At 65.4% G+C, this 22,587-nt stretch carries 18 protein-coding genes; 13 read left to right on the top strand and 5 right to left on the bottom strand.

What is annotated here, in order from left to right:
- The first annotated feature begins 44 nt into the window (after window positions 1-44).
- The 3 genes from K7I12_RS05025 to K7I12_RS05035 all read left to right on the top strand — a co-directional run bounded on the left by K7I12_RS05025 (window position 45) and on the right by K7I12_RS05035 (window position 2,481).
- Entirely contained in the window at window positions 45-695 is a 651-nt protein-coding gene (locus K7I12_RS05025; protein WP_031383298.1) for a DsbA family protein, read from the top strand.
- Between the two features lie 244 nt (window positions 696-939).
- Window positions 940-1,893, top strand: coding sequence for a DUF808 domain-containing protein (locus K7I12_RS05030; protein WP_035575188.1), 954 nt, complete (start codon window positions 940-942; stop codon window positions 1,891-1,893).
- A gap of 117 nt (window positions 1,894-2,010) precedes the next feature.
- Window positions 2,011-2,481, top strand: a complete 471-nt coding sequence (locus K7I12_RS05035) for a MarR family winged helix-turn-helix transcriptional regulator (protein WP_231663281.1) — start codon at window positions 2,011-2,013, stop codon at window positions 2,479-2,481.
- 6 nt (window positions 2,482-2,487) lie between these two features.
- Here the strand turns inward: K7I12_RS05035 and K7I12_RS05040 are convergent, their stop codons facing one another.
- From K7I12_RS05040 to mntA, 3 genes are all read right to left on the bottom strand, one after another.
- Window positions 2,488-2,754 (bottom strand): FAD-dependent monooxygenase, encoded by a 267-nt coding sequence (locus tag K7I12_RS05040; RefSeq protein WP_231663283.1) that lies wholly within the window; start codon window positions 2,752-2,754, stop codon window positions 2,488-2,490.
- 423 nt (window positions 2,755-3,177) lie between these two features.
- Window positions 3,178-3,768, bottom strand: coding sequence for a DUF86 domain-containing protein (locus K7I12_RS05045; protein WP_231663285.1), 591 nt, complete (start codon window positions 3,766-3,768; stop codon window positions 3,178-3,180).
- A complete protein-coding gene (gene mntA, locus K7I12_RS05050) occupies window positions 3,758-4,159 on the bottom strand; it encodes a type VII toxin-antitoxin system MntA family adenylyltransferase antitoxin (protein WP_231663287.1) in 402 nt (133 codons plus the stop codon). Before mntA ends, K7I12_RS05045 begins: the two co-directional genes overlap by 11 nt.
- A gap of 255 nt (window positions 4,160-4,414) precedes the next feature.
- Between mntA and rmuC the strand changes: the two genes are divergently transcribed.
- Window positions 4,415-5,971 carry a DNA recombination protein RmuC gene (gene rmuC, locus K7I12_RS05055; RefSeq protein ID WP_231663290.1) on the top strand — a complete coding sequence of 519 codons (1,557 nt, stop codon included), beginning with the start codon at window positions 4,415-4,417 and terminating at the stop codon, window positions 5,969-5,971.
- Between the two features lie 70 nt (window positions 5,972-6,041).
- Here rmuC and K7I12_RS05060 read toward each other — a convergent pair whose 3' ends face one another.
- Together K7I12_RS05060 and K7I12_RS05065 are read right to left on the bottom strand one after the other, a co-directional pair.
- Window positions 6,042-6,908: a Crp/Fnr family transcriptional regulator gene (locus K7I12_RS05060; protein WP_231663292.1), complete on the bottom strand. Its 867-nt coding sequence runs from the start codon at window positions 6,906-6,908 to the stop codon at window positions 6,042-6,044.
- Window positions 6,909-7,282: 374 nt separating this feature from the next.
- Window positions 7,283-7,729: a hypothetical protein gene (locus K7I12_RS05065; protein ID WP_231663293.1), complete on the bottom strand. Its 447-nt coding sequence runs from the start codon at window positions 7,727-7,729 to the stop codon at window positions 7,283-7,285.
- 129 nt (window positions 7,730-7,858) lie between these two features.
- Here K7I12_RS05065 and K7I12_RS05070 point away from each other — a divergent pair, with 129 nt between their 5' ends.
- The 9 genes from K7I12_RS05070 to K7I12_RS05110 all read left to right on the top strand — a co-directional run bounded on the left by K7I12_RS05070 (window position 7,859) and on the right by K7I12_RS05110 (window position 22,587).
- Window positions 7,859-7,990: an SHOCT domain-containing protein gene (locus K7I12_RS05070; RefSeq protein ID WP_231663296.1), complete on the top strand. Its 132-nt coding sequence runs from the start codon at window positions 7,859-7,861 to the stop codon at window positions 7,988-7,990.
- A 217-nt stretch (window positions 7,991-8,207) separates the two neighbouring features.
- Window positions 8,208-9,827 (top strand): glycogen synthase GlgA, encoded by a 1,620-nt coding sequence (gene glgA / locus K7I12_RS05075; RefSeq protein WP_084173388.1) that lies wholly within the window; start codon window positions 8,208-8,210, stop codon window positions 9,825-9,827.
- A gap of 48 nt (window positions 9,828-9,875) precedes the next feature.
- Entirely contained in the window at window positions 9,876-11,303 is a 1,428-nt protein-coding gene (locus K7I12_RS05080) for an alpha amylase C-terminal domain-containing protein (RefSeq protein WP_031383306.1), read from the top strand.
- A complete protein-coding gene (gene treZ, locus K7I12_RS05085) occupies window positions 11,300-13,120 on the top strand; it encodes a malto-oligosyltrehalose trehalohydrolase (protein ID WP_031383307.1) in 1,821 nt (606 codons plus the stop codon). The genes K7I12_RS05080 and treZ overlap by 4 nt, the downstream gene beginning before the upstream one ends.
- On the top strand, window positions 13,117-15,249 hold the full coding sequence (malQ, locus tag K7I12_RS05090; RefSeq protein WP_031383308.1) for a 4-alpha-glucanotransferase: 2,133 nt from the start codon (window positions 13,117-13,119) through the stop codon (window positions 15,247-15,249). Before treZ ends, malQ begins: the two co-directional genes overlap by 4 nt.
- Window positions 15,246-18,041: a malto-oligosyltrehalose synthase gene (treY, locus tag K7I12_RS05095; RefSeq protein WP_231663303.1), complete on the top strand. Its 2,796-nt coding sequence runs from the start codon at window positions 15,246-15,248 to the stop codon at window positions 18,039-18,041. Before malQ ends, treY begins: the two co-directional genes overlap by 4 nt.
- Before the next feature lie 59 nt (window positions 18,042-18,100).
- Complete coding sequence (locus tag K7I12_RS05100) at window positions 18,101-18,283, top strand: DUF2934 domain-containing protein (protein ID WP_035575192.1); 183 nt, start codon at window positions 18,101-18,103, stop codon at window positions 18,281-18,283.
- On the top strand, window positions 18,284-20,473 hold the full coding sequence (gene glgX / locus K7I12_RS05105) for a glycogen debranching protein GlgX (protein ID WP_031383310.1): 2,190 nt from the start codon (window positions 18,284-18,286) through the stop codon (window positions 20,471-20,473). It abuts the gene before it with no gap.
- An 80-nt stretch (window positions 20,474-20,553) separates the two neighbouring features.
- Window positions 20,554-22,587 carry an alpha-1,4-glucan--maltose-1-phosphate maltosyltransferase gene (locus K7I12_RS05110; RefSeq protein ID WP_231663305.1) on the top strand — a complete coding sequence of 678 codons (2,034 nt, stop codon included), beginning with the start codon at window positions 20,554-20,556 and terminating at the stop codon, window positions 22,585-22,587.

A 22,587-nucleotide genomic window follows, 5' to 3' on the forward strand; every position in this document is an offset into this window, starting at 1 on the left:
CACGCTATGATGCGCTGTCACGACCACTCGCCTGGAGGAACCCAATGATCAGGAAGACTCTCTCCTGTACCCTCATGGCTGTCGCCATGACCATGGCAGCAACGATGCTTTTCTTTGCCAGCTCTGCATCGCTGCAAGCAGCTGTTACCGAGCTATCCGCAGATCAGAAAAATCGCCTGGAGCGTTCCTACTCGCCTAGTTTCGGTCCCCAGGACGCTCCCGTGACTATCGTGGAGTTTTTTGATCCCGCCTGCGAGGCTTGCCGGGCTTTCTACCCGATAGTGAAGCAGATCCTTGCCGAGAATCCCGACGATGTCCGCCTGGTACTGAGATATACGCCATTCCATGAGAGCTCGGAAGCCGCAGTGCGCCTGCTTGAGGCTGCAAGGCTGCAAGGCGTTTTCAAGCCAGTCCTGGAGGCGATACTTGCCGCGCAGCCAGAGTGGGGGAATGGTGGACCCCGTATCGAGGCTGCCTGGGCGGCAGCGGAAGAGGCCGGTCTTGATGTGGAAAAAGCGCGCAAAAATCTTGTCAGGCCGGATATAGACGCCACCATCAATCAGGACAAGAAAGATGTGGCGGCGTTGAAGATCATGCAAACCCCGACTTTCTTTGTCAATGGCCAGCCACTTTCCTCCTATGGCGCTCAACAGCTAAAAGACCTGGTTAGCAAGAAGATTGAATCCAGTCAGTAATCCCGCAATCAAATAAATCCCGTAATCAAGTAAGCACGTATCCCTCGGCTTTGCCGGGGATACGTGCTTGTTTACCCACCAGATCGTTTGCTGAGCGGCTGACTGAAGCCAATTTAGCGCCGCCAGGCCGATGCCCGTCGTTGCTCCGTTAATGATGATCGCTTGATTTTCGAGTTTCAAATGCAGTGACGTCAAGGGCGGCAAGCCGCTAAGCTGACGCCCATCAGCACATGGAGGCATGCCTGTGGCCGGTAGCAGTCTGCTCACATTGATCGATGACATCGCCACGCTCCTCGACGACGTCTCGTTGATGACCAAGGTGGCGGCGAAGAAGACCGCCGGCGTGCTGGGCGACGACCTGGCGCTCAACGCCCAGCAGGTCGCCGGGGTGAAGGCCGACCGCGAGTTGCCGGTGGTCTGGTCGGTGGCCCGCGGGTCGCTGCTCAACAAGGTGATCCTGATTCCCGCGGCGCTTCTGATCAGTGCCTTGCTGCCCTGGGCGGTGACGCTGTTGCTGATGCTCGGCGGGGCGTATCTGTGCTACGAGGGTGTCGAGAAGCTGGCGCACAAGTTCCTGCAGCGTGCCGGGGACGACGACGAGCATCGCCGGCGGATCGCGGCGATGGCCGACGAGCAGGTCGACATGCGCGCCTTCGAGCGCGACAAGATCAAGGGCGCGGTGCGCACCGATTTCATCCTCTCCGCCGAGATCATCGTCATCACCCTGGGCACGGTGGCCGGGGTCTCGCTGGGCCAGCAGGTCGCGGTGCTGGTGGGGATCGGCCTTTTGATGACCGTCGGGGTCTACGGGCTGGTCGCCGGCATCGTCAAGCTCGACGACCTGGGGCTGTATCTCAGCCGTCGCGGGGGCCTGCTCAACGCCATCGGGCGCGGCCTGCTGGCCGGTGCGCCCTATCTGATGAAGAGCCTGTCGGTGATCGGCACGCTGGCGATGTTCCTGGTTGGCGGCGGCATCCTCACGCATGGCATCCCGGTGCTGAATCGACTCGTGGAAGGCGTCGCCGAAAGCGATTTCGCCGTCCCCGGCCTCGATGCGGTGATCCAGGGCCTCGGCCCGTCGCTGCTCAACATGCTCGTCGGGCTGATCGTTGGTGCGCTGGCGCTGGGCGCGGTGACGCTGATCGGGCGCCTGCTCGGGCGCGGCAAACCACGCCGCGGCGACAGCGAGCCCTCGTGAGAAGGCGGCCATGGCCAGGCGGGGCCGCCAGCGTACTTTTGTCGATGATCGACTGCGCCGAGATAGCCGGTGATCGGCCGCGCCAAGACAATCGAACCCATGACTCCAGGAGAAACGGTGAACGATCCCCAGTCCCCCTTGCGCCAGGCCAGTAACTTCCCGGGGAACCTGCTGCGTCGCTGCCACCAGATCAGCGTGGCGATCTTCCTCAACAAGGGCAAGCCGCTGCAAGTGACCCAGCTGCAATACATTGTGCTGGCGGCGCTGGAAGAGCGGGGCACCCTCGACCAGAGCCGCCTGGGCGGCTTGACCGCCCTCGATCGCAACACCACGGCGGTAGTGGTCAAGAAGCTCGAAGCGCGGGGACTGGTGACCCGCGAGCGCAACGCGCAGGACCGGCGTTCGATGCTGGTCACGCTGTCGGCGCAGGGCCGCGATCTGCGGCGCCGGGCCGAAGTCGTCGCCGTCGATACCCAGGACGAGCTGATGGCGCCGCTGTCGGCCGCGGAGCGCGAGACGCTGCGCGGCTTGTTGCAGAAGATCGCCGATCAGAACAATGGCTTGAGCCGGGTGCCGGTGATCAAGTGATCCCGCTCAACGGGCGTCGCGCATCGACACGTTCATGCCCTGGCCGGCCTTGGGGCTGTGGGTATGACAGGCGTCGCCGGCGTCGAGCTTGTCGAGCTCGATGTACAGCCGCACCAGGAGTCTGTCGGGCTTGGCCGAGTCGCCTTCCAGCGAGCGCCCGAGTGCTTGGCGCACCCGACTGCGGGCCCCGTCGCAGCCCACCGCGTAGCGCGCCTTGACGGTTTCCAGCTGGCCTTCATGGCCCGGCTCGAGGCGCTTCAGGGTGGCCGTCACCGGGTAATCGACAGCGTCCGCCCTTGCCGCGTCGGCCAGGCCGGCAGCGATGGTCAGATCGCGCAGCCGCCGCGAGTAGTTGGGGGTCAGCCGCGAGCTGTGCCGCCAGGGTCAGCCCCGCCGGCCCACGAGTAACCGTTGCGCAGAGTCACTTGGATCGCATGGGCGATTTCATCAGATGACTCGGAGATGCCGCTGGACATGGAAGCCTCGCTCAAGGAGCAGGGCATCCACAGCATCGAGGAACTGATGCAGGCGCTGCAGGCCGAAATCGACAGGAACCGAAAAGGGTGACGGGCACCTCGATTGAACCGGAGCAGGCACCGTATCAGGTGCGGGTCGGCATGTCGGCCAGCAGGAAGTCGCGGATGAAACGGTGGCGACGGGCCTTGGCCACATCAAGCACTAGGGCCTGTTGACGTTTCAGCGTGAACCGCGTTGCTGCGCCAAAGGGCGCCAGGCAAGACGAGGGATGCAGGCAAGGGTTGTTTCCTTGCCAAGTCCCGCAACGCTGCATGGCGTCCTTTGACGCGCAACCCAACGGGACGGGGTCCATTGGGCGCAGCACTGCGTTATTCGTCGCTCATTGGGAATAACCCAACCACGCTCCTCACGCCTTGTTCTACACCCAATGGGCCTCCGTCGCGGCCGCGACGAAACGTCAACAGGCCCTAGCGACATGTCCAGATTAAGGTAGTCGTGGGCGATGCGGTTACGCAGGCCAATGACGGCGTTCCAGGCTGGTTCATCCGTCTTGGCCAGCTGACCCAAAGCAATTAACTGGTGGAAGGCGTCATAGGCCGAGATCGGTACCGTGTGGCCCTGAAGTTTCAATAGGTGCTTGGCCTTGCCGATGGCATTCTCGGTCAGTACCTGCAAGGCATGCAATACGCCGTTCTCTTCCAGAGCATTCAGGGTGTCACCATCTTCCAGCCGACTGGCGGCCTGGTCGAGCACCGCGGATTGCCGTTCGGCGAGCTGGCGGGTTTCGGCGAGGTAGGCATCAAGGTGCATAGCGCTGTTCCAGCATCCAGTGTTCCATATCGCGCCAGGTACGTGTCAGAAAGCGTGCCCACGGCAGGCCGTCATCCCCCTGCAGCGGAATGCCTTCCTCGACCACGGCGATTCGCATCGTCAGGCCGGCACGGTGAAGATCGACGATATCCAGGCGGGCTTCCGATACCTCCAGGGCCTTCGCCAGTGCTCGGCGCAGGGTCTCGTTGCGACCAAAATACTCGAACGGGTCGTCCGGTACGGTTTGCCACTGCACGGCGATATCCCAGTCGCTAGCCTCGCTGGCGCGCCCGTTGGCCCGGCTACCGATGAGTACGGCAAAGGCCAGGCCGGGGTAGTCGGCCAACGCCGCCTTCAAGGCGGGCAGGGTCGTATCAAGATCGTTGCGCATGATGGGCTCCCGAAGCTGCCGCCAGCATAGCATGGCCGTTTTACTGCCGTATGGTGATGCGTTTCCGAGATCGGATTGGCTCGCCCACTGTTAAACGTCGGTGGGGTAACGGGACCCGCTGATGCGAGCTGTTCATTGCCTGCCGGTCTTGCTAAAAGGCTTCAGCTTGATTTGCGACGCTACCCTGGCGGCTTCGTGTCGCCCCCCGGCTCGCGCTACCATGCGCTCATCCGATGCCCCCGTGAGTGAGAACCCATGACCCTGGAACCGATTCCGATGGCGCTGCTGGCGGCGCTGATCGCTTTTTTCGCCGGCTGGAGCCTAGCCGCCTGGCGTGGCGCGCGTCGCCTTGCGCCGCTACGAGAGATCAAGGCCGAACTCGAGAAACAACTGGCCGAGCGGACGAGCCAGCTGGACGACGCGCAAGCGGCGCAGGACGCTCAGCGCGAGGCGCTGTCCCAGGCGCAGCTCGCCCAGGCCCGGCTGGAAGCCGAGCTGACCGGGGTCCGGGCGCATCAGGCCAATCTGCGCGAAGGCTTCGACGAGCGCCTGCGCGAGCGCGACGCCGAGCGTCAGCGCCTGGACAGCCAGCGCCGCGACGCCCAGCTCGCGCTCGAGGCCAGTCAGGAGAAGGTCGCCGAGCTGCGCGAGGCGCTCAAGTCGGCGACCACCCGGCTCGAGGCCAAGCAGCAGCACTTTCGCGAACAGTTCGAGTTGCTCAAGGAAAGCCGCGACAGCCTCAAGAAGGAGTTCGAGAATCTCGCCAACGAGATTCTCGAACGCAAGGGCAAGGCCTTCTCGGAGCTTTCCTCGGAGCGCATAGGCGGCCTGCTGCAGCCGATCCAGTCCGAGATGAAGGGCTTTCGCGAGAAGGTCGAATCGATCCATCAGCAGGAGAGCGAGCAGCGCGTGCAACTGCGTACCGAGTTGCAGCAGCTGCAGCATCTCAACCGCGCGATTACCGATCAGGCCGACAAGCTGACCACCGCGCTGCAGGGCCAGAAGAAGATCCAGGGCAACTGGGGCGAGCTGATGCTCGAGAACGTGCTCGACGGCGCCGGGCTGCGGCTGGGCATCGACTACAAGCGGGAGGTCAGCTTCACCACCGAGGACGGCCGCAAGCGCCCCGACGCGATCGTCTATCTGCCGCAGGGCAAGCATCTGGTGATCGACGCCAAGACCTCGCTGGCCGCCTATACGCGTTACGTCAACTGCGACGACGACGGCGAGCGCCGCCAGGCGCTGGGCGAGCACTGCCAGGCGGTGCGCGAGCGGATCAGCGAACTGGCCGATCGCCACTACCACGACCTGCCGGGACTCAATTCGCCGGAGGTGGTGATCATGTTCGTGCCGGTGGAGTCGGCCTACGTCGAGGCGCTCAAGTACGACGAGGGGCTCTACCAGCGCGCCATCGAGAACAACGTGCTGGTCGCCACGCCGACCACGCTGCTGACCAGCCTCAATATCGTCCGCCAGTTGTGGCGTTTCGAGGACCAGAGCAAGCACACCGCCGAACTCGCCAATCGCGCCGAGAAGTTCTACGCCAAGCTGGCGACCTTCCTCAACAGCATGGAGGACGTCGGCAGAAAGCTCGACGGCGCGCGGGGCAGCTACGATCGGGCGATGAACCAGCTGGTCAGCGGCAAGGGCAACTTGATCAAGCAGACCGCCGAGTTCAAGGAACTGGGCGTGGCGGTCAAGAAGGAGCTGCCCGCCGAGCTGGTCGATCGCGCTCGCCTGGAGCTCGACAGCGGCGCAGCGGACGACGCTCGGGACGCGGCGCCGCAGGCGCATCGGCAAGCGACGCCATAGGAAGCCGCTAAAAACTCAAGGCACCGAGCTCGGGACGGCCCATCGATGGGTGCCATCGGTCGCCGTCGGTTCAGCAATGCTGATGCTGCTTGAGACGTTCGCGCAGCCCGTTCATGTCATCGCTGAGGTAACGCCCGTCGAAATCCGCTTCTTCGTACAGCTTTTCGCGATCCAGGATCTCGACATGATCGCGATGCTTGATCAATACGTGGTCCCTTTCCAAGGCGCTCAGCGAGCGGCTGATATGCACCGAGGTAAGACCCAGTATTTCGCCCAGCACTTTTTGTGAAATGGGCAGGTAAAAACAACCCATTTCGATGGTGCGTACACGGCTGAGACGGGTGAAGGTCTCGACGAAGAAATGCGCGATGCGTGAACGCGCGCTGCGGTGAACTGACATCAGCATGCGTTCGCTCAGCATCGACTCCTGTCGGGACAGCGACGCCATGAGGGCTATCGTCAATGGAGTCGAACTCTCGATGATGTCGACGATCCTGTGATGTGGAAAAGGGCAGATGACGCCCTCGGTGAGCATCCGCGCATGCGAGAGATGAGTCGCGAAGGTGAGTTCGCGCAGGCCGAGGATATCGCCGGGAAGCAGTATGTCGACGACCTGCCGGTTGCCATCGAGATTGTCGCGGCAGGTATAGGCCCAGCCGCTCTTGATAGTGTAGAGCTGATCCACCCGGTCGCCAATCGACCACAACGTCTGATTGGCAATGGCGCGATAGGGGTTTTTTTCGAGATCCCGCAGCAATTGCTGGTCATGCTCACCCAACGATATAAATTGGCTGAGTTTGGTGAATATGCAACTTTCATGCTGGTGCATTAAATCGCCTTTTGACTTCGTATAGCTGAATGAAGCAAACGGAACGCGAGTGGCCAACCGCTGGCTGAGATAGGGTCGGGAAGGCGATTGCTTGGAAGTTTCCGCCAAGGCAGGCTCGTCTTGGTTACTATACTTTTATTACTCGTTATACTTGCTGCTTATTGCTGGTCAACTAGTTGACCAAGCGCTGAATGGCTGCGACTCGAGGTATGCCACGCGAGCAAGGGCTACAAGTGTAGGTGCTAATTCAAGAGGGAAATAGTGATTTTTCCAATGAATTGTAAGAAAAGGTAATTATCGAGCTGACGCTACCGTTTGTTGGTACGCTATTGATGTAAAAATTAATACTTGAGTGATGGCTCATGGCAGCTGAAGGCTCGGTGTCGATTATTGCTGTTCCAGCCGGCCGCTAGCAGAACGCCCGGCGCAGTTGTGACAGATGTTTGCAGTTGTCGCTCAGAAGGCGTCGTAGTGACCGCTGGCTACCTTCGACGACCGATACTGTCCGGCGAGCTCATTCTCGATGTGGCGATACAGATCGCGCAGGCCAGGCTGCATGTCGGCGACGGCCTGGCGCTGATCGATATAGAAGGCGCGCTCGGCCTCGCTGAACAGAGATAGTCGGTGGGCGGCGGCTCGCTAAACGCCCCTGACTCGCGGAGAGAGCGGCGTCGGCTCAGCACCTGGGTGGCCACCAGCACGCCCGGGTGGGGGCGAAACGACAGATTCGCGCCCAACTCGGTATATTGGTAGCTGCCTCCGCCTTTGCTGCTGGAGCCGAAGAGATCGTTGTCGTCGCTGACCAGCCAGGCCTGACTGATGGAGCCATGCACCTGCAAGGTGTCCATGGCCTCGGCGGCCAGGGCCGGCTGGCAGGCGAGTCCCGCCAGGGCTGCCAACGACCCGCGGGCCCGGAAACTATGGTTCATCGCATTTTGCCGGGAAATGCGGCACAGATCATCGCGAACCAGCTCCCTCCCACAGCCCCCTGCCGGTTAGCTTGCCCTTGTGGGAGTGAATGTATTCGCGATGGCGGCGGGCACTGTACCTCCCCGGCCATGCCGGGCGCCTGCGGCGCCAATGACGAGATATTCGCGGCTCTGGAGCGTCTCGGCGATCTCAAGGCCGGGGGCATCCTCAGCGAAGAGGCGTTCACCGCCAAGAAGGCCGAGCTGCTGTCGCGCTTGTGACCGAGGAGCCATCTCTTTGCCGCGTCGATGTCGCTTACTTGGACAATTTCTACTTAACTACATAGAGAGTAGAGGCCAGCTAGTCCTCGCTGAAGGTCAAGAAAGCGCTTCATTGGAAAATCATGCATCACGATGAGCGCAATTAATGCTCGTCTTAAATCGAACCGTTGTTAAATGGATCGTTGGCCGTAGGGGTTGAACAGGGAGAGGTTGCCTCATGGGTAGAAGCGTATTTCACGGCGTTTCAAAGCAGCTCGATTCAGCGTTGGGTAAAGAAGATGCTTCTTGTGGCCTGCCGGGGTTGGCCACACAAGTTACGCGCGCGAAAAGAGCTGACACGTCATCAACCCGACGTGGCCATAGCCACGGAGAAAGTTACCGACTGCTTTTCGTAACGCCGGAAATTGCCGACCTGGTCAAGGTCGGAGGGCTCGGCGATGTCTCGTCGGCGCTGCCGCGGGCGCTGAGAGCGAGCTACGAGGCGCACGACGTGCGGGTGCTGATGCCTGGCTATCGCGAAGTGATCCACTCGGGCCATGTCATCGAGCCGGTGTGCACGCTGCCTGGCCATGCCGACATCCCCGCCTGCGAGCTTGGCCGGATCACGTGCGCCGATGGGCTGACAATCTACGTGCTGCGCTGCCCCGAACTCTACGAGCGCGAAGGCACCCCCTACGGCGATGAGCTGGGCATCGGCTGGCCGGACAACGACATCCGCTTCGCGCGTCTGGGGCTCGCCGCGGCGGATATCGCCTCGAACAGGCTGGGGCTCGGCTGGCGGCCGCAGCTGTTGCACCTCAACGACTGGCCGAGCGCGCTGGCGGCCGGCTACCTGCGCTGGCGGGGCGATGCCACCCCAAGCATCTTCACCATCCACAACCTGGCCTACCAGGGCGTCTATGAGGCCTCGCGCTGCCGTGCACTGGGTATTCCCGAGGCGGCCATGAACCTCGAGGAGCTCGAATACTATGGCCAGTTGTCGTTCATGAAGGCGGGAATCGCCTATTCCGCCCACGTCACCACCGTGAGCGCGACCTATGCCCGCGAGATCACCACGCCGGCGTTCGGTTGCGGGCTCGAGTCGCTGCTGGAGCGCAGGGCGGAACAGGGGCGGCTATGGGGGATCCCCAACGGCATCGACGATTCCTGGGACCCGCGTACCGATGCGCACCTCGCCCAGGCGTTCGCCATGAACGACTGGCGCGGCAAGCGGGCCAATGCCGAGCACGTGCGCCGCCTGTTCGGGCTCGGCGTGAGTAGCGGGCCGCTGTTCGCGGTAGTGTCGCGGCTGGTGCACCAGAAGGGCCTGGACCTGACCATCGGCGCGGCGGAATCCGTCGTGCGCGCCGGGGGCCAGATCGTGTTCATCGGGCGTGGCGAGATGCCGGTGGAAAAGGCGCTGCGCCATCTGGCGGCCCGTTTCCCGGGCGCCATCGGCGTCAATATCGGCTTCGACGAAGGCGAGGCGCGCTGCATGTATGCCGGCAGCGACTTCCTGCTGATGCCGTCGCGTTTCGAACCGTGCGGGCTGAGCCAGATGTATGCCCAGCGTTTCGGCTCGTTGCCGATCGCTCACCGCACCGGGGGGTTGGCCGATACCATCGAGGACGGCGTCACCGGTTTCCTGTTTGACGAGATGACGCTGGAAAGCTATATCCATGCCATCCAGCGGGCCATCACCGTGTTCCGCGCCACCGACCTGTTCTACGCCATGCGCCGGGCGGCGATGGCCGGACGTTACCACTGGCGCCAGTCGGTCGAGCCCTACAGTCGTCTTTACCGGACGACCGTGGAGGGCGAGGCGGCATGCGAGGCGCGCTATCGCGCAATGAGCTGACGAGCCAGGGAACGGCCCGTCGCGCATTCAAAGACAAGGATGGTAGCCATGACTCGCCATTTTACCCTCGGATCGCCGCTGTCGCCCGCTGGAGCGATGCCGCACAGCAGGGTGGGTGAACGGCGGATCGCACCGCAGGGGCAAGTCGCCGACGCGGCGCTGGCCAACGGCTCGGCCACGCCGCGTGACTGGCGCGAGCGCCTGGCGTCGCATCGCTGGCAGGATGGCGTGTGGATGCGCCAGCGTCGTCGCGAGGACCCCTTGCTCTATCCGCTGTCGATCTATCGGCTCGATCCGCGGGCCTGGCGGCACGATTCGCTGGGCAAGCCGCTGGGCTGGGAGCCCCTGGCCACCCAGCTGGTGCCCTATGCCGCCGATCTCGGCTTCACTCACGTCGAGGTCAAGCACGTCGCACAGGCCGATGCCGGCGCGGCCTTCGCGGGCTTCGTCAATGACTGCCACGTCGGCGGGCTCGGCGTGATCGTCGAATGGCCGCTGGCTTGCTTGCAGGCCGGGCTGTCCGAGGCGGAGGCGCTCGAACTGGCCTGCGACTGGCTCGCGTTCCTGCATGTCGATGGGCTGCGCCTCAAGCCGGTAGTGCCGGACAGCGACGCAGCGGCGCTGAGCCGCTTGATGGACGGCCTTGCGGCGCGCTCCCCGGATACGCTGCTGTTCGTCGACGACCACGATGCCGAGGCGGCGCCCACCACGGCCCGCGCACTGGCCCTCAACACGCACTGGTCGCGTGCCACCCAGGCCTACCTGAGCCAGCCGCACGAGGCGCGTGGCCAGCATCATCATCGGTTGGTCGAAGGGTTGGCCTGCGCCTTCGAGTCGCACTTCGTGCTGCCGCTGATCGACGAGCAGTCCGACGACGGCGAAGCGACCTGGCTGGAACGCATGGCCGGCGACACCTGGCAACGCTTCGCCAACCTGCGCGCCGGGCTCGGCTTCATGTGGGCGCATCCCGGCAAGAAGCTGGTCGGCATGGGGACCGAATTCGCCCACGGCCAGGCCTGGCGCCCCGCCGGTGAACTCGACTGGTCGCTGCTCGACGATCCTTGCCATGGCGGGATGCTGCGGCTGGTCGCCGATCTCAACCGACTCTACGGCAACGAACCGGCGCTGCATCACTTCGACTGTCAGCCGGAAGGGTTTGCCTGGGTGGTCGGCGACGACAGCGTCAACAGCGTGATCGCCTTTCTGCGCTACGGCCCCGAAGGCACGGCTCCGCTGCTGGCGATTGCCAACTTCACGCCGCGTGTGCTGAGGGGTTATCGCCTGGGCGTTCCGGCATTGGGCAGCTGGTACGAAGTGCTCAATAGCGACAGCACCTTCTACGGCGGCTCGAACGTCGGCAACGCGCATGGCGTCAGGGCGCAACTTTTGCCCAGCCATGGCCATCCGGCCTCGCTGGAGCTGACCTTGCCGCCGCTGGCCACGCTGCTGCTCAGACAGGGGGACTGGCCGGCATGACGGACGAGCTATCACAGGCCGCATTCACGCCGACCTACGGCGCCCACCTGGTCGATACGCAACGCACCCGTTTCGTGCTCTGGGCGCCCAGCGCCCGAATGGTGTATGTCGAGGTGGAGGGCCAGCCCGGCCAGCCGATGCAGGCAACCGCGGAGGGCCATCACGAAGCCGAGATCGGCTGCGGCCACGGAGCGCGCTACCGCTATCGCGTGTTCGCGGCGGACGACGACGAGGGCACTTTGGTGCCAGACCCCGCCTCACGGGCCCAGGAGGGTGACATCGACGGCCCAAGCCTGGTGATCGACCCCCGGCGCTATCAATGGCGCCACCCCAAGTGGCGAGGGCGTCCGTGGCACGAGACGGTGCTCTACGAGCTGCACGTCGGCGCGCTGGGCGGTTTCGACGGCGTGGGCGAGAAACTCGCCTATCTGGCCGAACTGGGCGTCACGGCCATCGAACTCATGCCCGTCGCGGAATTTCCCGGCGGGCGCAACTGGGGGTACGACGGCGTGCTGCCTTACGCCGTGGAAGCCGCCTACGGCAGTCCCGAGGCCATGAAGGCATTGATCGACGAGGCCCACGGCCACGGGCTGATGGTCTTTCTCGACGTGGTCTACAACCACTTCGGCCCCGATGGCAACTACCTGGCGACATACGCCGAGGCCTTCTTTCGCGACGACCTGCAGACCCCTTGGGGGCCGTCGATCGACTTCCGTGAGCCGCCGGTGCGCCGCTACTTCATCGACAACGCCTTGATGTGGCTGCAGGAGTATCGTCTGGACGGGCTGCGCTTCGATGCCGTGCATGCGATCAGCGAACGCGATTTTCTGGTCGAGATGGCCCGCGAAATTCGCCGTCGCGTCGATCCGCGGCGCCACGTCCACCTGGTGCTCGAGAACGAGGGCAACACCGCCAGCCTGCTCGATGCCGATCACTACACCGCCCAGTGGAGCGACGACTGGCACAACGTCATGCACGTGCTGCTCACCGGCGAGTACGAAGGCTACTACGCGGATTTCGTCGAGGACGCCACGGCCAAGCTGGCGCGTTGCCTGAGCGAAGGCTTCATCTATCAGGGCGAGCGCTCGCGGCACGGCCACCCGCGCGGCGAGCCCAGCGCGCACCTGCCGACCAGCGCCTTCGTGATCTTCCTGCAGAACCACGACCAGACCGGCAACCGCGCGCTCGGCGAACGCTTGAGCGTGCTGGCCGATCCCGACGCGCTGGCCGCCGCCAACGTGCTGCTGCTGCTGTCGCCGATGGTGCCGCTGCTGTTCATGGGCGAGGAGTGGGGCTCGACGCGGCCCTTTCTGTTCTTCACCGAACACCGCGACGAGCTGGCCGAGGCCGTGCGCGAGGGGCGACGCGCCGAGTTCGCCGACTTCAGCGCCTTTCAGGACGAGGCCATGCGCCGCCGGATTCCCGATCCCAACGCGCTTGAGACCTTCGAGGATTCGATCCCCGACTATCAAGTGCGCGATACGCCGCCGCACGACGCCTGGCTGGACCGGACCCGAACCCTGCTCGACCTGCGTCATCGCGAGCTCGTGCCACGCCTGCCGGGCGCCCGGGCAGAGGGCGCCGAGGCACTGGGCGACAAGGCCGTGGTGGCGCGCTGGCGCCTGAACGACGGCAGCCGGCTGACGATGGCCATCAATCTCGGCGAACGCGACGTCCCGGCGAACGAGATCGCCTGTGGGCGCTGCCTGTTCGAGTCGCGTGCCGACGTGGCCAGTGCCGCGGCGGAGGGGCGCCTTTTGCACCATGGCGCCGCTGCCTGGCTGGATACTCAAGACATGGGCGAGGTCAGCGCATGAGCGACGATCGACTCAGGGAACTGGCCGACGCGGCTGGAATACTCGTCGAGTGGGAAAACAGCGACAGCGAGCCCCGCGAGCTGTCGACCGCTACCCAGCGAACCCTGCTCGGCGTGCTGGGCTTTCCCGCCGACGACGATGCGGCGATCGAAGCCAGCCTGGCGCGCCTGTCGCAATGGCGAAACCCGGTCGAGCCTGCGCAGTGGCCACCGCTGATCACCGCCGATTGCGACGTGCCGGTGATGCTGCCCGGCCCGCTGCCACGCGGTACGCCTTTCATGTTGTCCCTGGAAGGTGGCGAAGAGCGGCGTGGCGAGATCGACTCGGACGGCCGGCTGCCGGCCATCGGCGAGATGGGCTATCACCGCCTGCAGATCGCCGGTGCCGAACTGAGCGTCGCCGTCGCGCCGAAACAGTGCTTCGGCCCGGCGGACGCCGGCGGCCAGACGGAGCCCCGGCTGTGGGGCCTGGCCGTGCAGCTCTATGCGCTGCGCCGCCCGGGCGATGGCGGCATCGGCGATACCCTGGCACTGGAACGCTTCGCCCGGCGGGCCGCCGAGCAGGGCGCCGCCACGCTAACGATCAGTCCGACCCATGCCATGTTCAGTGCCGACCCTGAACGCTACAGCCCTTATTCACCCTCCAGCCGCCTGCTCGGCAACGCGCTGTACGGCGCGCCGGAGCGGCTGCTGGGCAATGACGCCGTCGCCAAGGCCACGGCGGCCTGCGGGCTGGACGGCGAACTGCGCCGACGCGAGGCCGACGACGAGCTCGACTGGCCGGCCGCGGGGCGTGCCAAGCTGACCTGGCTGCGTCGGCTCTATGACGACCTCATGGCGTGCGACGACGATGAAGCGGTCGAGGCGCGCCGGCAACTGGCCGCGTTCCGCAAGGCCGGCGGCGAGACGCTCGAGGATCACTGCCGCTTCGAGGCGCTGCAGGCCGTGCGCGGCGCCGGCTACTGGCGGGATTGGCCGGCGCCGCTTAAGGACCCGGACAGTGCCGAGGTGGCGCGCTTCGCCGAGCAGCACGCCGACGAAGTGGGCTTTCATGCCTTCCTGCAATGGCAGGTGATGGAAGGTCTGCAGCACGCCCAGGCCGCGGCGCGCGACGCGGGCATGTCGGTCGGCCTGATCGCCGACCTGGCGGTGGGCGCCGACGATGCCGGCAGCCAGTCATGGAGCCGTCAGGGTGAAATGCTCCAGGGCGTGTCGATCGGCGCGCCGCCCGATACCTTCAACGTGCATGGCCAGGACTGGGGGTTGGCCGGCTTCTCGCCCCACGGGCTGGTGCGTTCCGGCTTTCGCACCTTCATCGACATGCTGCGCGCCGGCTTTCGGCATGCCGGTGGCCTGCGCATCGACCATGTCCTCGGTCTGATGCGGCTGTGGCTGGTGCCGCATGGCGCGACGCCCGCCGAGGGCGGCTACGTGAGCTACCCGCTGGACGACCTGCTGCGGCTGGTGGCGCTGGAGTCCTGGCGGCACCGCGGCATCGTCGTCGGCGAGGACCTGGGCACCGTGGCGCCGGGGTTTGGCGACAAGCTCGCCGCGCGCGGCATTCTCGGCATGCGGGTGCTGTGGTTCGAGCAGGACGACGACGCTAACTTCCTGCCTGCCCGGCAGTGGTCGAATTCGGCGATGGCCACCACCTCCACCCACGACCTGCCCAGCGTGGCCGGCTGGTGGGCCGGTCGCGACATCGATTGGCGCAGTCGGCTCGGCTTGCTGGGCGAGGACCAGGACGCCGATGACGAACGACGGGCACGCGGCGCGGCGCGTGCCCGTCTGGCCGGCACGCTGGAGCTGCTCGGCCATGCGACACCGCGCCCCGAGACGCTTGAGGCCTCGGACCTGCCGGCCTCGCAGCTGCTGGATGCCTGTGCCCGGCACATCGGGCGTACTCCTTCGCCGCTGGCAATCCTGCCGATGGAGGACGTGCTGGGGCTCGAGGAGCAGGCCAACCTGCCCGGCACGCTGGACGAACATCCCAACTGGCGACGGCGCTGGATGGCCGAGGTTGATACGTTACTGACGCCTGACGAGGTACGCCATCGCCTCGGCGAATTGCAGCGTGGCCGAGATCTTTCTCGACAGGTCGCAAACGCGCCTCTGGAGCCCAAGTCATGAAGGACATTCGTGCGACCGTGCGCCTGCAGTTTCATGCCGGCTTCACTCTCGACGACGCGATGCAGCGGGTCGATTATTTCGCCGATCTCGGCGTGAGCCATGTGTATGCCTCGCCGCTGCTGGCCTCGCGGACCGGCTCGACCCACGGCTACGACGGCATCGACCCGACGCGCATCGATCCGGAGCTCGGCGGCGAGGCGGCGCTCGAGCGGCTGGTGGCGCGGCTGCGCTCGCGGGGCATGGGGCTGATCCTGGATATCGTGCCCAATCACGTGGCGGTGGGCGGCTCGGAAAACCCCTGGTGGCAGGAGGTGCTGGCATGGGGACGCGCCAGCCCCTACGCCGATTTCTTCGACATCGACTGGCAATCGCCCGATCCGCTGCTCAGGGGGCGTCTGCTGGTGCCGTTTCTGGGCGCGCCCTACGACGAGGTGCTGACTTCGGGGCTGCTCACGCTGGATTACGTGCCCGAAGCGGCGAGTTTCACCCTCGACTATCACGAGCACCGCTTTCCCATCGATCCGCGGCGTTACGGCGATATCCTGCGTCACGCCGCGCATCAGGCTCTGCATCAACTGGCGGCGGCGTTCGACGGCTTGCAGACGCGCCTGGACGCCTATGCCGCCGTCGGCGAACTGCGGCGCCAACTGCGCCACGCCCTCGAGGATGAGTCGGCCCGGGCCGCGCTGGCCCGGGCGCTGGAGCGTTTCGACGGCAATCGCGAGGCCGGCGCCGGGCGGCTGCATGCGCTGATCGAACGTCAGAACTACCGGCTGGCCTGGTGGCGCACGGCCTCCGACGAGATCAACTGGCGACGCTTCTTCGACATCACCGAACTCGGTGGCCTGCGTGTCGAGTTGCCCGAGGTCTTCGAGGCGACGCATTCGTTGATCCTGCAACTCGTCGAGGCGGGCTGGGTGGATGGCCTGCGTGTCGATCACGTCGACGGCCTGGCCGATCCGCGCGGCTACTGCCTGCGTTTGCGCGAGCGTCTCGATGCGCTGCAGGCAAGCCGACCGGCCGAGGTGCCCGCCCGGGTCGCGCTGTACGTCGAGAAGATCCTCGCCGAAGGCGAGCGTCTGCACAGCGACTGGGGGGTCGAGGGCACCACCGGCTACGAGTTCATGAACGAGATCTCGGGCGTCCAGCACGATCCTGCCGGCGCGGTGCCCTTGCATCGGCTGTGGCGCGAAGTGAGTGGTCGTGCGGACGACTTCCTGGCCGAAGTCCGCCGGGCGCGGGGCGAAATGCTCGACACCGCCCTGGCCAGCGAGTTCGAGGCCTGCGGCCTGGCGCTGCACAAGGTGGCGCGGGCCCGCCGCGAGACGCGGGACGTTACGCTGGGGGCGATCAAGCGCGCCCTGAAGGCGCTGGTCGTGCACTTTCCGGTGTATCGCAGCTATGCCGACGAGAACGGTCGCCCGGCGCAGGACGCGCCGTTCTTCCGGCAGGCGATGGCCGGGGCGCGCGACGACCTGAATCCGCCCGATGCGGCGGTGCTCGACCGACTGGAGCGCTGGCTGGGCGGCGAGGCGCCCGGCGATTGCCAGGACGACGAGGAACGCGGCCTGCGTCTGCGCGCCATCACCCGCTTTCAGCAACTGACCTCGCCAGTGGCCGCCAAGGCCGTGGAGGACACCGCGGGCTATCGCAGCGCGGTGCTGATTTCGCGCAACGACGTGGGCTTCGATCCGCAGAGCTTCTGCATCCCCTTGCCGGAGTTCCATACCGCCAGCGCGTTCCGCCAGCGCCATTTCCCGCACTCGCTGGTCACCACGGCGACCCACGATCACAAGCGCGGCGAGGACGTGCGTGCGCGGCTGCCGGCGCTGAGCGAGAAGGGCGGGCTGTTTGCCGAGCGCGTGCGCCAGTGGCGTGCCCAGGCAGGTTCGTTGCGGCGCAGCGTGGCCAGCGGCGAGGCGCCGTCGCCGGGGGACGAGTTGATCCTCTACCAGCTGCTGCTCGGCGCCTGGTCGCCGTCGCTCGACTCTGACGACGAAGATGCCATGCGCGAGTTCACCGAGCGCCTCGCCCAGTGGCAGCAGAAGGCGCTGCGCGAGGCCAAGCTGCGCAGCCACTGGCTGTGGCCCGACGAAGCCTATGAACAGGCCAGTCGCGCCTTTCTCGAAGAAGCACTGCTCGGCGATCCGGCGTGTCGCGAGGCGCTGGCGGCCGCGGCCCGCGAGCTGGACCTGCCCGGGGCCATCAATGGCCTGGCGCAGGCGACGCTGCGCATGACGGTGCCGGGCGTGCCCGATCTCTATCAGGGCACGGAATATTGGGACTTCAGCCTCGTCGACCCGGACAACCGCCGGCCCGTCGACTACGCGGCGCGCCGGGCGTCGCTGGGGCGCGGCGAAGCGCCGGCCGAGGCCCTGGGACATTGGCGCGACGGCCACGTCAAGCAGGCGCTCGTCCAGCGCCTGTTGAGGCTGCGCAGCCAGTATCCCGCACTGTTCGCCGAGGGCGACTATCGACCGCTGCAGGTCGTTGGCGATCGCGAGGCCCATGTGCTGGGCTTCATGCGCCAGCATGATGAGCAGGCCGTGCTGGTCGTCGTGCCGCGACTGCCTGCGAAGCTGCTTAAAGCGGCTATGCTTCCCCATATACCGGCGGAAAACTGGGGCGATAGCCAACTGCAGGTGACGCCGGCGATGCCGGGAGAGTGGCGCGATGTGCTGTCGAACGCCTCGTTGCGGCTAGGCGAAGGGACGCTTCCGATCGGCGAGTTGTTGAGGGAATTCCCGGTCGCGGTGCTGGTCAGGGAGGACGGACCGGCGCGGGACGCGTAGACGCACTGATAAGGCAATCACGAGGTGCGTAACGAGAGCTTGTTAAGGGGAGCTAAAGGATGGCTGACGACGAACTGCGCATACGCCAACTGGCCTATCGCATCTGGGAATCGGAGGGACGCCCCGAAGGGCAGGAGCAGCGTCACTGGGAAATGGCCCGCAAGATCGTCGCCGCCGAGCGCGAGTCGGGGCGCGATGCGCATCCCGACATCGAGATCGACTCCGATGACAAGGACATGTGAATGACGACCCAGGAAGCACCGCAGCACAACGATGAATCCGCCGCCAACGAGCCGCAGCTGGTCAGAAACCGCTCGCGGGTCCGCGAGGGGCTGCCTTTTCCGCTGGGCGCGACCTGGGACGGGCTGGGCGTCAACTTCGCGCTGTTCTCGGCCAACGCCACCAAGGTGGAACTGTGCCTGTTCGACGCCGAGGGCGAGTATGAGATCGAGCGCATCGAACTGCCCGAATATACCGACGAGATCTGGCACGGTTACCTGCCGGATGCCCGCCCGGGGCAGCTCTACGGCTATCGCGTGCATGGCCCCTACGCCCCCGAGGAGGGGCACCGCTTCAACCCCAACAAGCTGCTGCTCGACCCGTATGCCCGGCAGATCGTCGGCGAACTGGTCTGGGACGAGGCGCTGTTCGGCTACACCATCGGCCACCCCGATGGCGATCTGAGTTTCGACGCGCGCGACAGCGCGCCGTTTATGCCGCGCTGTCGGGTCGTCGATTCGGCCTATACCTGGGGGCGTTCCCGGCGCATCCAGTTGCCCTGGGACCAGGCGATCGTCTACGAGACCCATGTGCGTGGTTACACCATGCGTCATCCGGCGGTGCCCGACGCGCTACGCGGCACGTTTTCGGGGCTGATGGTCACCGAGGTGATCGATCACATCCGCTCGCTCGGCGTGTCGTCGGTGGAACTGATGCCGATCCACGCCTTCGTCCAGGACCAGCATCTGCTGGAAAACGGTCTGCGCAACTACTGGGGCTACAACACGCTGGGCTTCTTCGCCCCGCACTCCAGCTATCTGGCCGGCGACAGCATCAACGAGGTCAAGGAGATGGTGGCGCGCTTTCATGACGCCGATCTCGAGGTGATTCTCGACGTGGTCTACAACCACACCGCGGAAGGCAACGAACTCGGCCCGACGCTGTCGCTCAAGGGCATCGACAATGCCACCTACTACCGGCTGATGCCGGACGACCCGCGCTATTACATCGACGACACCGGCACCGGCAATACCGTCAATCTCAGCCACTCGCGGGTGCTGCAGATGGTCACCGACTCGCTGCGCTACTGGGCCACCGAGATGCGCATCGACGGTTTTCGCTTCGATCTGGCGACCATCCTCGGTCGCGAGCCGCACGGCTTCGACGAGGGCGGGGGGTTCCTCGATTCCTGCCGTCAGGATCCGATCCTCAGTCAGGTCAAGTTGATCGCCGAGCCCTGGGACTGCGGGCCCGGCGGCTATCAGGTCGGCGGGTTTCCGCCCGGCTGGGCGGAATGGAACGATCGCTATCGCGACACCGCGCGGGCCTTCTGGCGCGGCGACGAGGGCCAGCTGGCCGAGCTCGCCACGCGGCTGATGGCCTCGGCGGACTTCTTCGATCGCCGCGGGCGGCGTCCGTTCGCCTCGGTCAATTTCATCACCGCCCACGACGGCTACACGCTGCATGATCTGGTCGCCTACGACGACAAGCACAACGAGGCCAACGGCGAAGACAACAACGACGGCCACGACCACAATCTGTCGTGGAACCATGGCGTCGAAGGCCCGACCGAGGATCCGGATATCCACGCGCTGCGATTGCGTCAGATCCGCAACTTCTTCGCCACGCTGATGTTCTCCCAGGGCACGCCGATGATGCTCGCCGGCGACGAGATGCTGCGTACCCAGGGGGGCAACAACAACGCCTACTGCCAGGACAACGAGATCAGCTGGCTGGACTGGAACCTGAGCGGCGATGCCCAGTCGATGATCGACTATCTGCGCCACGTCATCGTCCTGCGCCGTCGCTATCCGATCCTGCGTCGCGGGCGCTTTCTGAGCGGCGACTACAATGAGGATCTGGGGCTCAAGGAGGTCACCTGGCTGACCCCCGAGGGCGACGAGATGGATGTCGAGCACTGGGAGGAGCCCGAAGCGCGCAGCCTGGGCGTGCTGCTCGACGGGCGCGCTCGGCCCAGCGGTATCCGCCGGGCCGGCGCCGACGTGACACTGCTGCTGCTGCTCAACGCGCACCCCGAGGCGATGACGTTCCAGTTACCCGAAGTACCGCGCGGCAGCGGCTGGATGTGCCGGCTGGATACGGCCATGAGTCTCGACGACACCGTGTGCCGGCGCGCCTTCGGCGACGGCCATCGCCTGATGGGACGCTCGTTGGCGCTGCTGGAGCTGGTCCAGGATTCGGCGACGTCGTGACCCGACCTGGCCGTGCGGAGTGGCCCGCGCGGTCCAATGCACAGACTGCAACTCCGCCCCAGGGACGGAAGGAGACGCCAATGACCACGCGTTCAATCCCGCAGCGGACTGCGGGTGCGGCCGCTACGCCACCCCAGCGAGACGACGGTGCCTTGGCGGCGGCGCAAGCGCCACGCATCGCCATCGAATCCGTCGCGCCCTCGCTCGAGCTGGGCCGTTTCGCCGCCAAGGCGATCGCCGGCGAGCCGGTCGACGTCTCCGCGGTGATCTTCGCCGATGGCCACGATGTACTGGCCGCCGCCGTGGTCTGGTGCGACGACCAGGGCCAGTGCCGACGCGAACCGATGCATCTGGTCCGGCCGCTGGGCAAGGATATCTGGCAGGCGCGCTTCACGCCCCCGCGTGTCGGCCGGCACAGCTTCGTGATCGAGGCGTGGTGGGATGTATTTGCCACCTACCGCGACGAGCTGTTCAAGAAGCATCAGGCCGGCGTCCCGGTCGCGCTCGAGCTCGAGGAGGGTCGTCGCCTGGTGGCGGCGGCCGCCGAGCGCTCACAAGGGGCGCTGCGCGAGGCGCTTGACGGCGTGCTCGAACGCTTCCAGGCGTGCGGCAGCGAGGGCGAGCGGGTCGGTGTCATGCTCGACACGCGGACCGCGCAATCGATGCACGCCGCCGACGCGCGACCGCACCTGGCGCGCAGCGAGGCGAGCTACCCGCTCGAGGTCGAACGCCGGGCGGCCCAGTTCGCCAGCTGGTACGAGCTGTTTCCGCGTTCGGAAACCGACGACCCCAACCGGCACGGTACCTTCGACGATGTCCACAGGCGCTTGCCGATGATTCGCGACATGGGCTTCGACGTACTCTACTTCCCGCCCATCCATCCCATCGGTCGCGCCCACCGCAAGGGCCGCAACAACACGCTTCAGGCCGGCCCCGACGATCCCGGCAGCCCGTATGCCATCGGCAGCCCGGAGGGCGGCCACGAGGCGATCCATCCTCCACTCGGCAGCCGCGAGGATTTCCGCCATCTGGTCAAGGCGGCCGCCGAGCATGGCCTGGAGATCGCGCTGGACTTCGCCATCCAGTGCTCGCAGGATCATCCGTGGCTCGAGCAGCATCCGGGCTGGTTTTCCTGGCGACCCGATGGCTCGATTCGTTATGCCGAGAATCCGCCCAAGAAGTACCAGGACATCGTCAACGTCGATTTCTACGCCGAGGATGCCGTTCCGGCGCTATGGCTTAAGCTGCGCGACGTGGTGCAGGGCTGGGTCGACGAAGGGGTGAAGATCTTTCGCGTCGACAATCCGCACACCAAGCCATTGCCGTTCTGGGAATGGCTGATTGCCGACATTCGCGGGCGCGACCCCGACGTGCTGTTCCTCGCCGAGGCCTTCACCCGGCCGGCGATGATGAAGCGCCTGGGCAAGATCGGCTTCAACATGAGCTACACCTACTTCACCTGGCGTCACACCAAGGCCGAGCTGACCGACTATCTGACCGAGCTCAACGAATCGCCGATGCGCGAGTGCTACCGGCCCAATTTCTTCGTCAATACACCGGATATCAATCCCTATTTCCTGCAGTCCTCGGGGCGTCCCGGATTCCTGATTCGCGCCGCGCTGGCGACTCTGGGTTCGGGACTGTGGGGCATGTACTCCGGCTTCGAGCTGTGCGAGGGCGAGCCGGTGCCGGGCAAGGAGGAGTATCTCGACTCGGAGAAGTATCAGATCAAGCCGCGGGACTATACCGCGCCCGGCAACATCGTCTACGAGATTGCCCAGCTCAACCGCATTCGCCGCGAGAATCCGGCGCTGCAGACTCATCTGGGCATCGCTTTCTACCCGGTGCACAACGAGCGTCTGCTGTTTTTCGGCAAGCGTACCGACGATTTAGGCAACTTCGTGCTGGTGGCCATCAATCTCGATCCGTTCGAAGCCCAGGAGGGGGCCTTTGAGCTGCCGCTCTGGGAGTTCGAGCTGCCCGACGAGGCGGCGCTGCACGTGGAAGACTTGATGTCCGGCCATCGCTGGACATGGCATGGCAAGTGGCAGTCGATGCGCTTGGAGCCGTGGAACTTGCCGTTCGCCATCTGGCGCATCCATCCGGTGCGTTGA

Origin of the sequence: Halomonas sp. IOP_31, assembly GCF_021151495.1 — a bacterium.
In the GTDB taxonomy this organism is placed as follows: domain Bacteria; phylum Pseudomonadota; class Gammaproteobacteria; order Pseudomonadales; family Halomonadaceae; genus Modicisalibacter; species Modicisalibacter zincidurans.

Coding starts and splice junctions, on each gene's coding strand:
- K7I12_RS05025 (WP_031383298.1), top strand. CDS start 45: ATGATCAGGAAGACTCTCTCCTGTACCCTCATGGCTGTCGCCATGACC.
- K7I12_RS05045 (WP_231663285.1), bottom strand. CDS start 3,768: ATGCACCTTGATGCCTACCTCGCCGAAACCCGCCAGCTCGCCGAACGG.
- mntA (WP_231663287.1), bottom strand. CDS start 4,159: ATGCGCAACGATCTTGATACGACCCTGCCCGCCTTGAAGGCGGCGTTG.
- rmuC (WP_231663290.1), top strand. CDS start 4,415: ATGACCCTGGAACCGATTCCGATGGCGCTGCTGGCGGCGCTGATCGCT.
- K7I12_RS05065 (WP_231663293.1), bottom strand. CDS start 7,729: ATGAACCATAGTTTCCGGGCCCGCGGGTCGTTGGCAGCCCTGGCGGGA.
- K7I12_RS05070 (WP_231663296.1), top strand. CDS start 7,859: ATGCCGGGCGCCTGCGGCGCCAATGACGAGATATTCGCGGCTCTGGAG.
- glgA (WP_084173388.1), top strand. CDS start 8,208: ATGGGTAGAAGCGTATTTCACGGCGTTTCAAAGCAGCTCGATTCAGCG.
- K7I12_RS05080 (WP_031383306.1), top strand. CDS start 9,876: ATGACTCGCCATTTTACCCTCGGATCGCCGCTGTCGCCCGCTGGAGCG.
- treZ (WP_031383307.1), top strand. CDS start 11,300: ATGACGGACGAGCTATCACAGGCCGCATTCACGCCGACCTACGGCGCC.
- malQ (WP_031383308.1), top strand. CDS start 13,117: ATGAGCGACGATCGACTCAGGGAACTGGCCGACGCGGCTGGAATACTC.
- treY (WP_231663303.1), top strand. CDS start 15,246: ATGAAGGACATTCGTGCGACCGTGCGCCTGCAGTTTCATGCCGGCTTC.
- K7I12_RS05100 (WP_035575192.1), top strand. CDS start 18,101: ATGGCTGACGACGAACTGCGCATACGCCAACTGGCCTATCGCATCTGG.
- glgX (WP_031383310.1), top strand. CDS start 18,284: ATGACGACCCAGGAAGCACCGCAGCACAACGATGAATCCGCCGCCAAC.
- K7I12_RS05110 (WP_231663305.1), top strand. CDS start 20,554: ATGACCACGCGTTCAATCCCGCAGCGGACTGCGGGTGCGGCCGCTACG.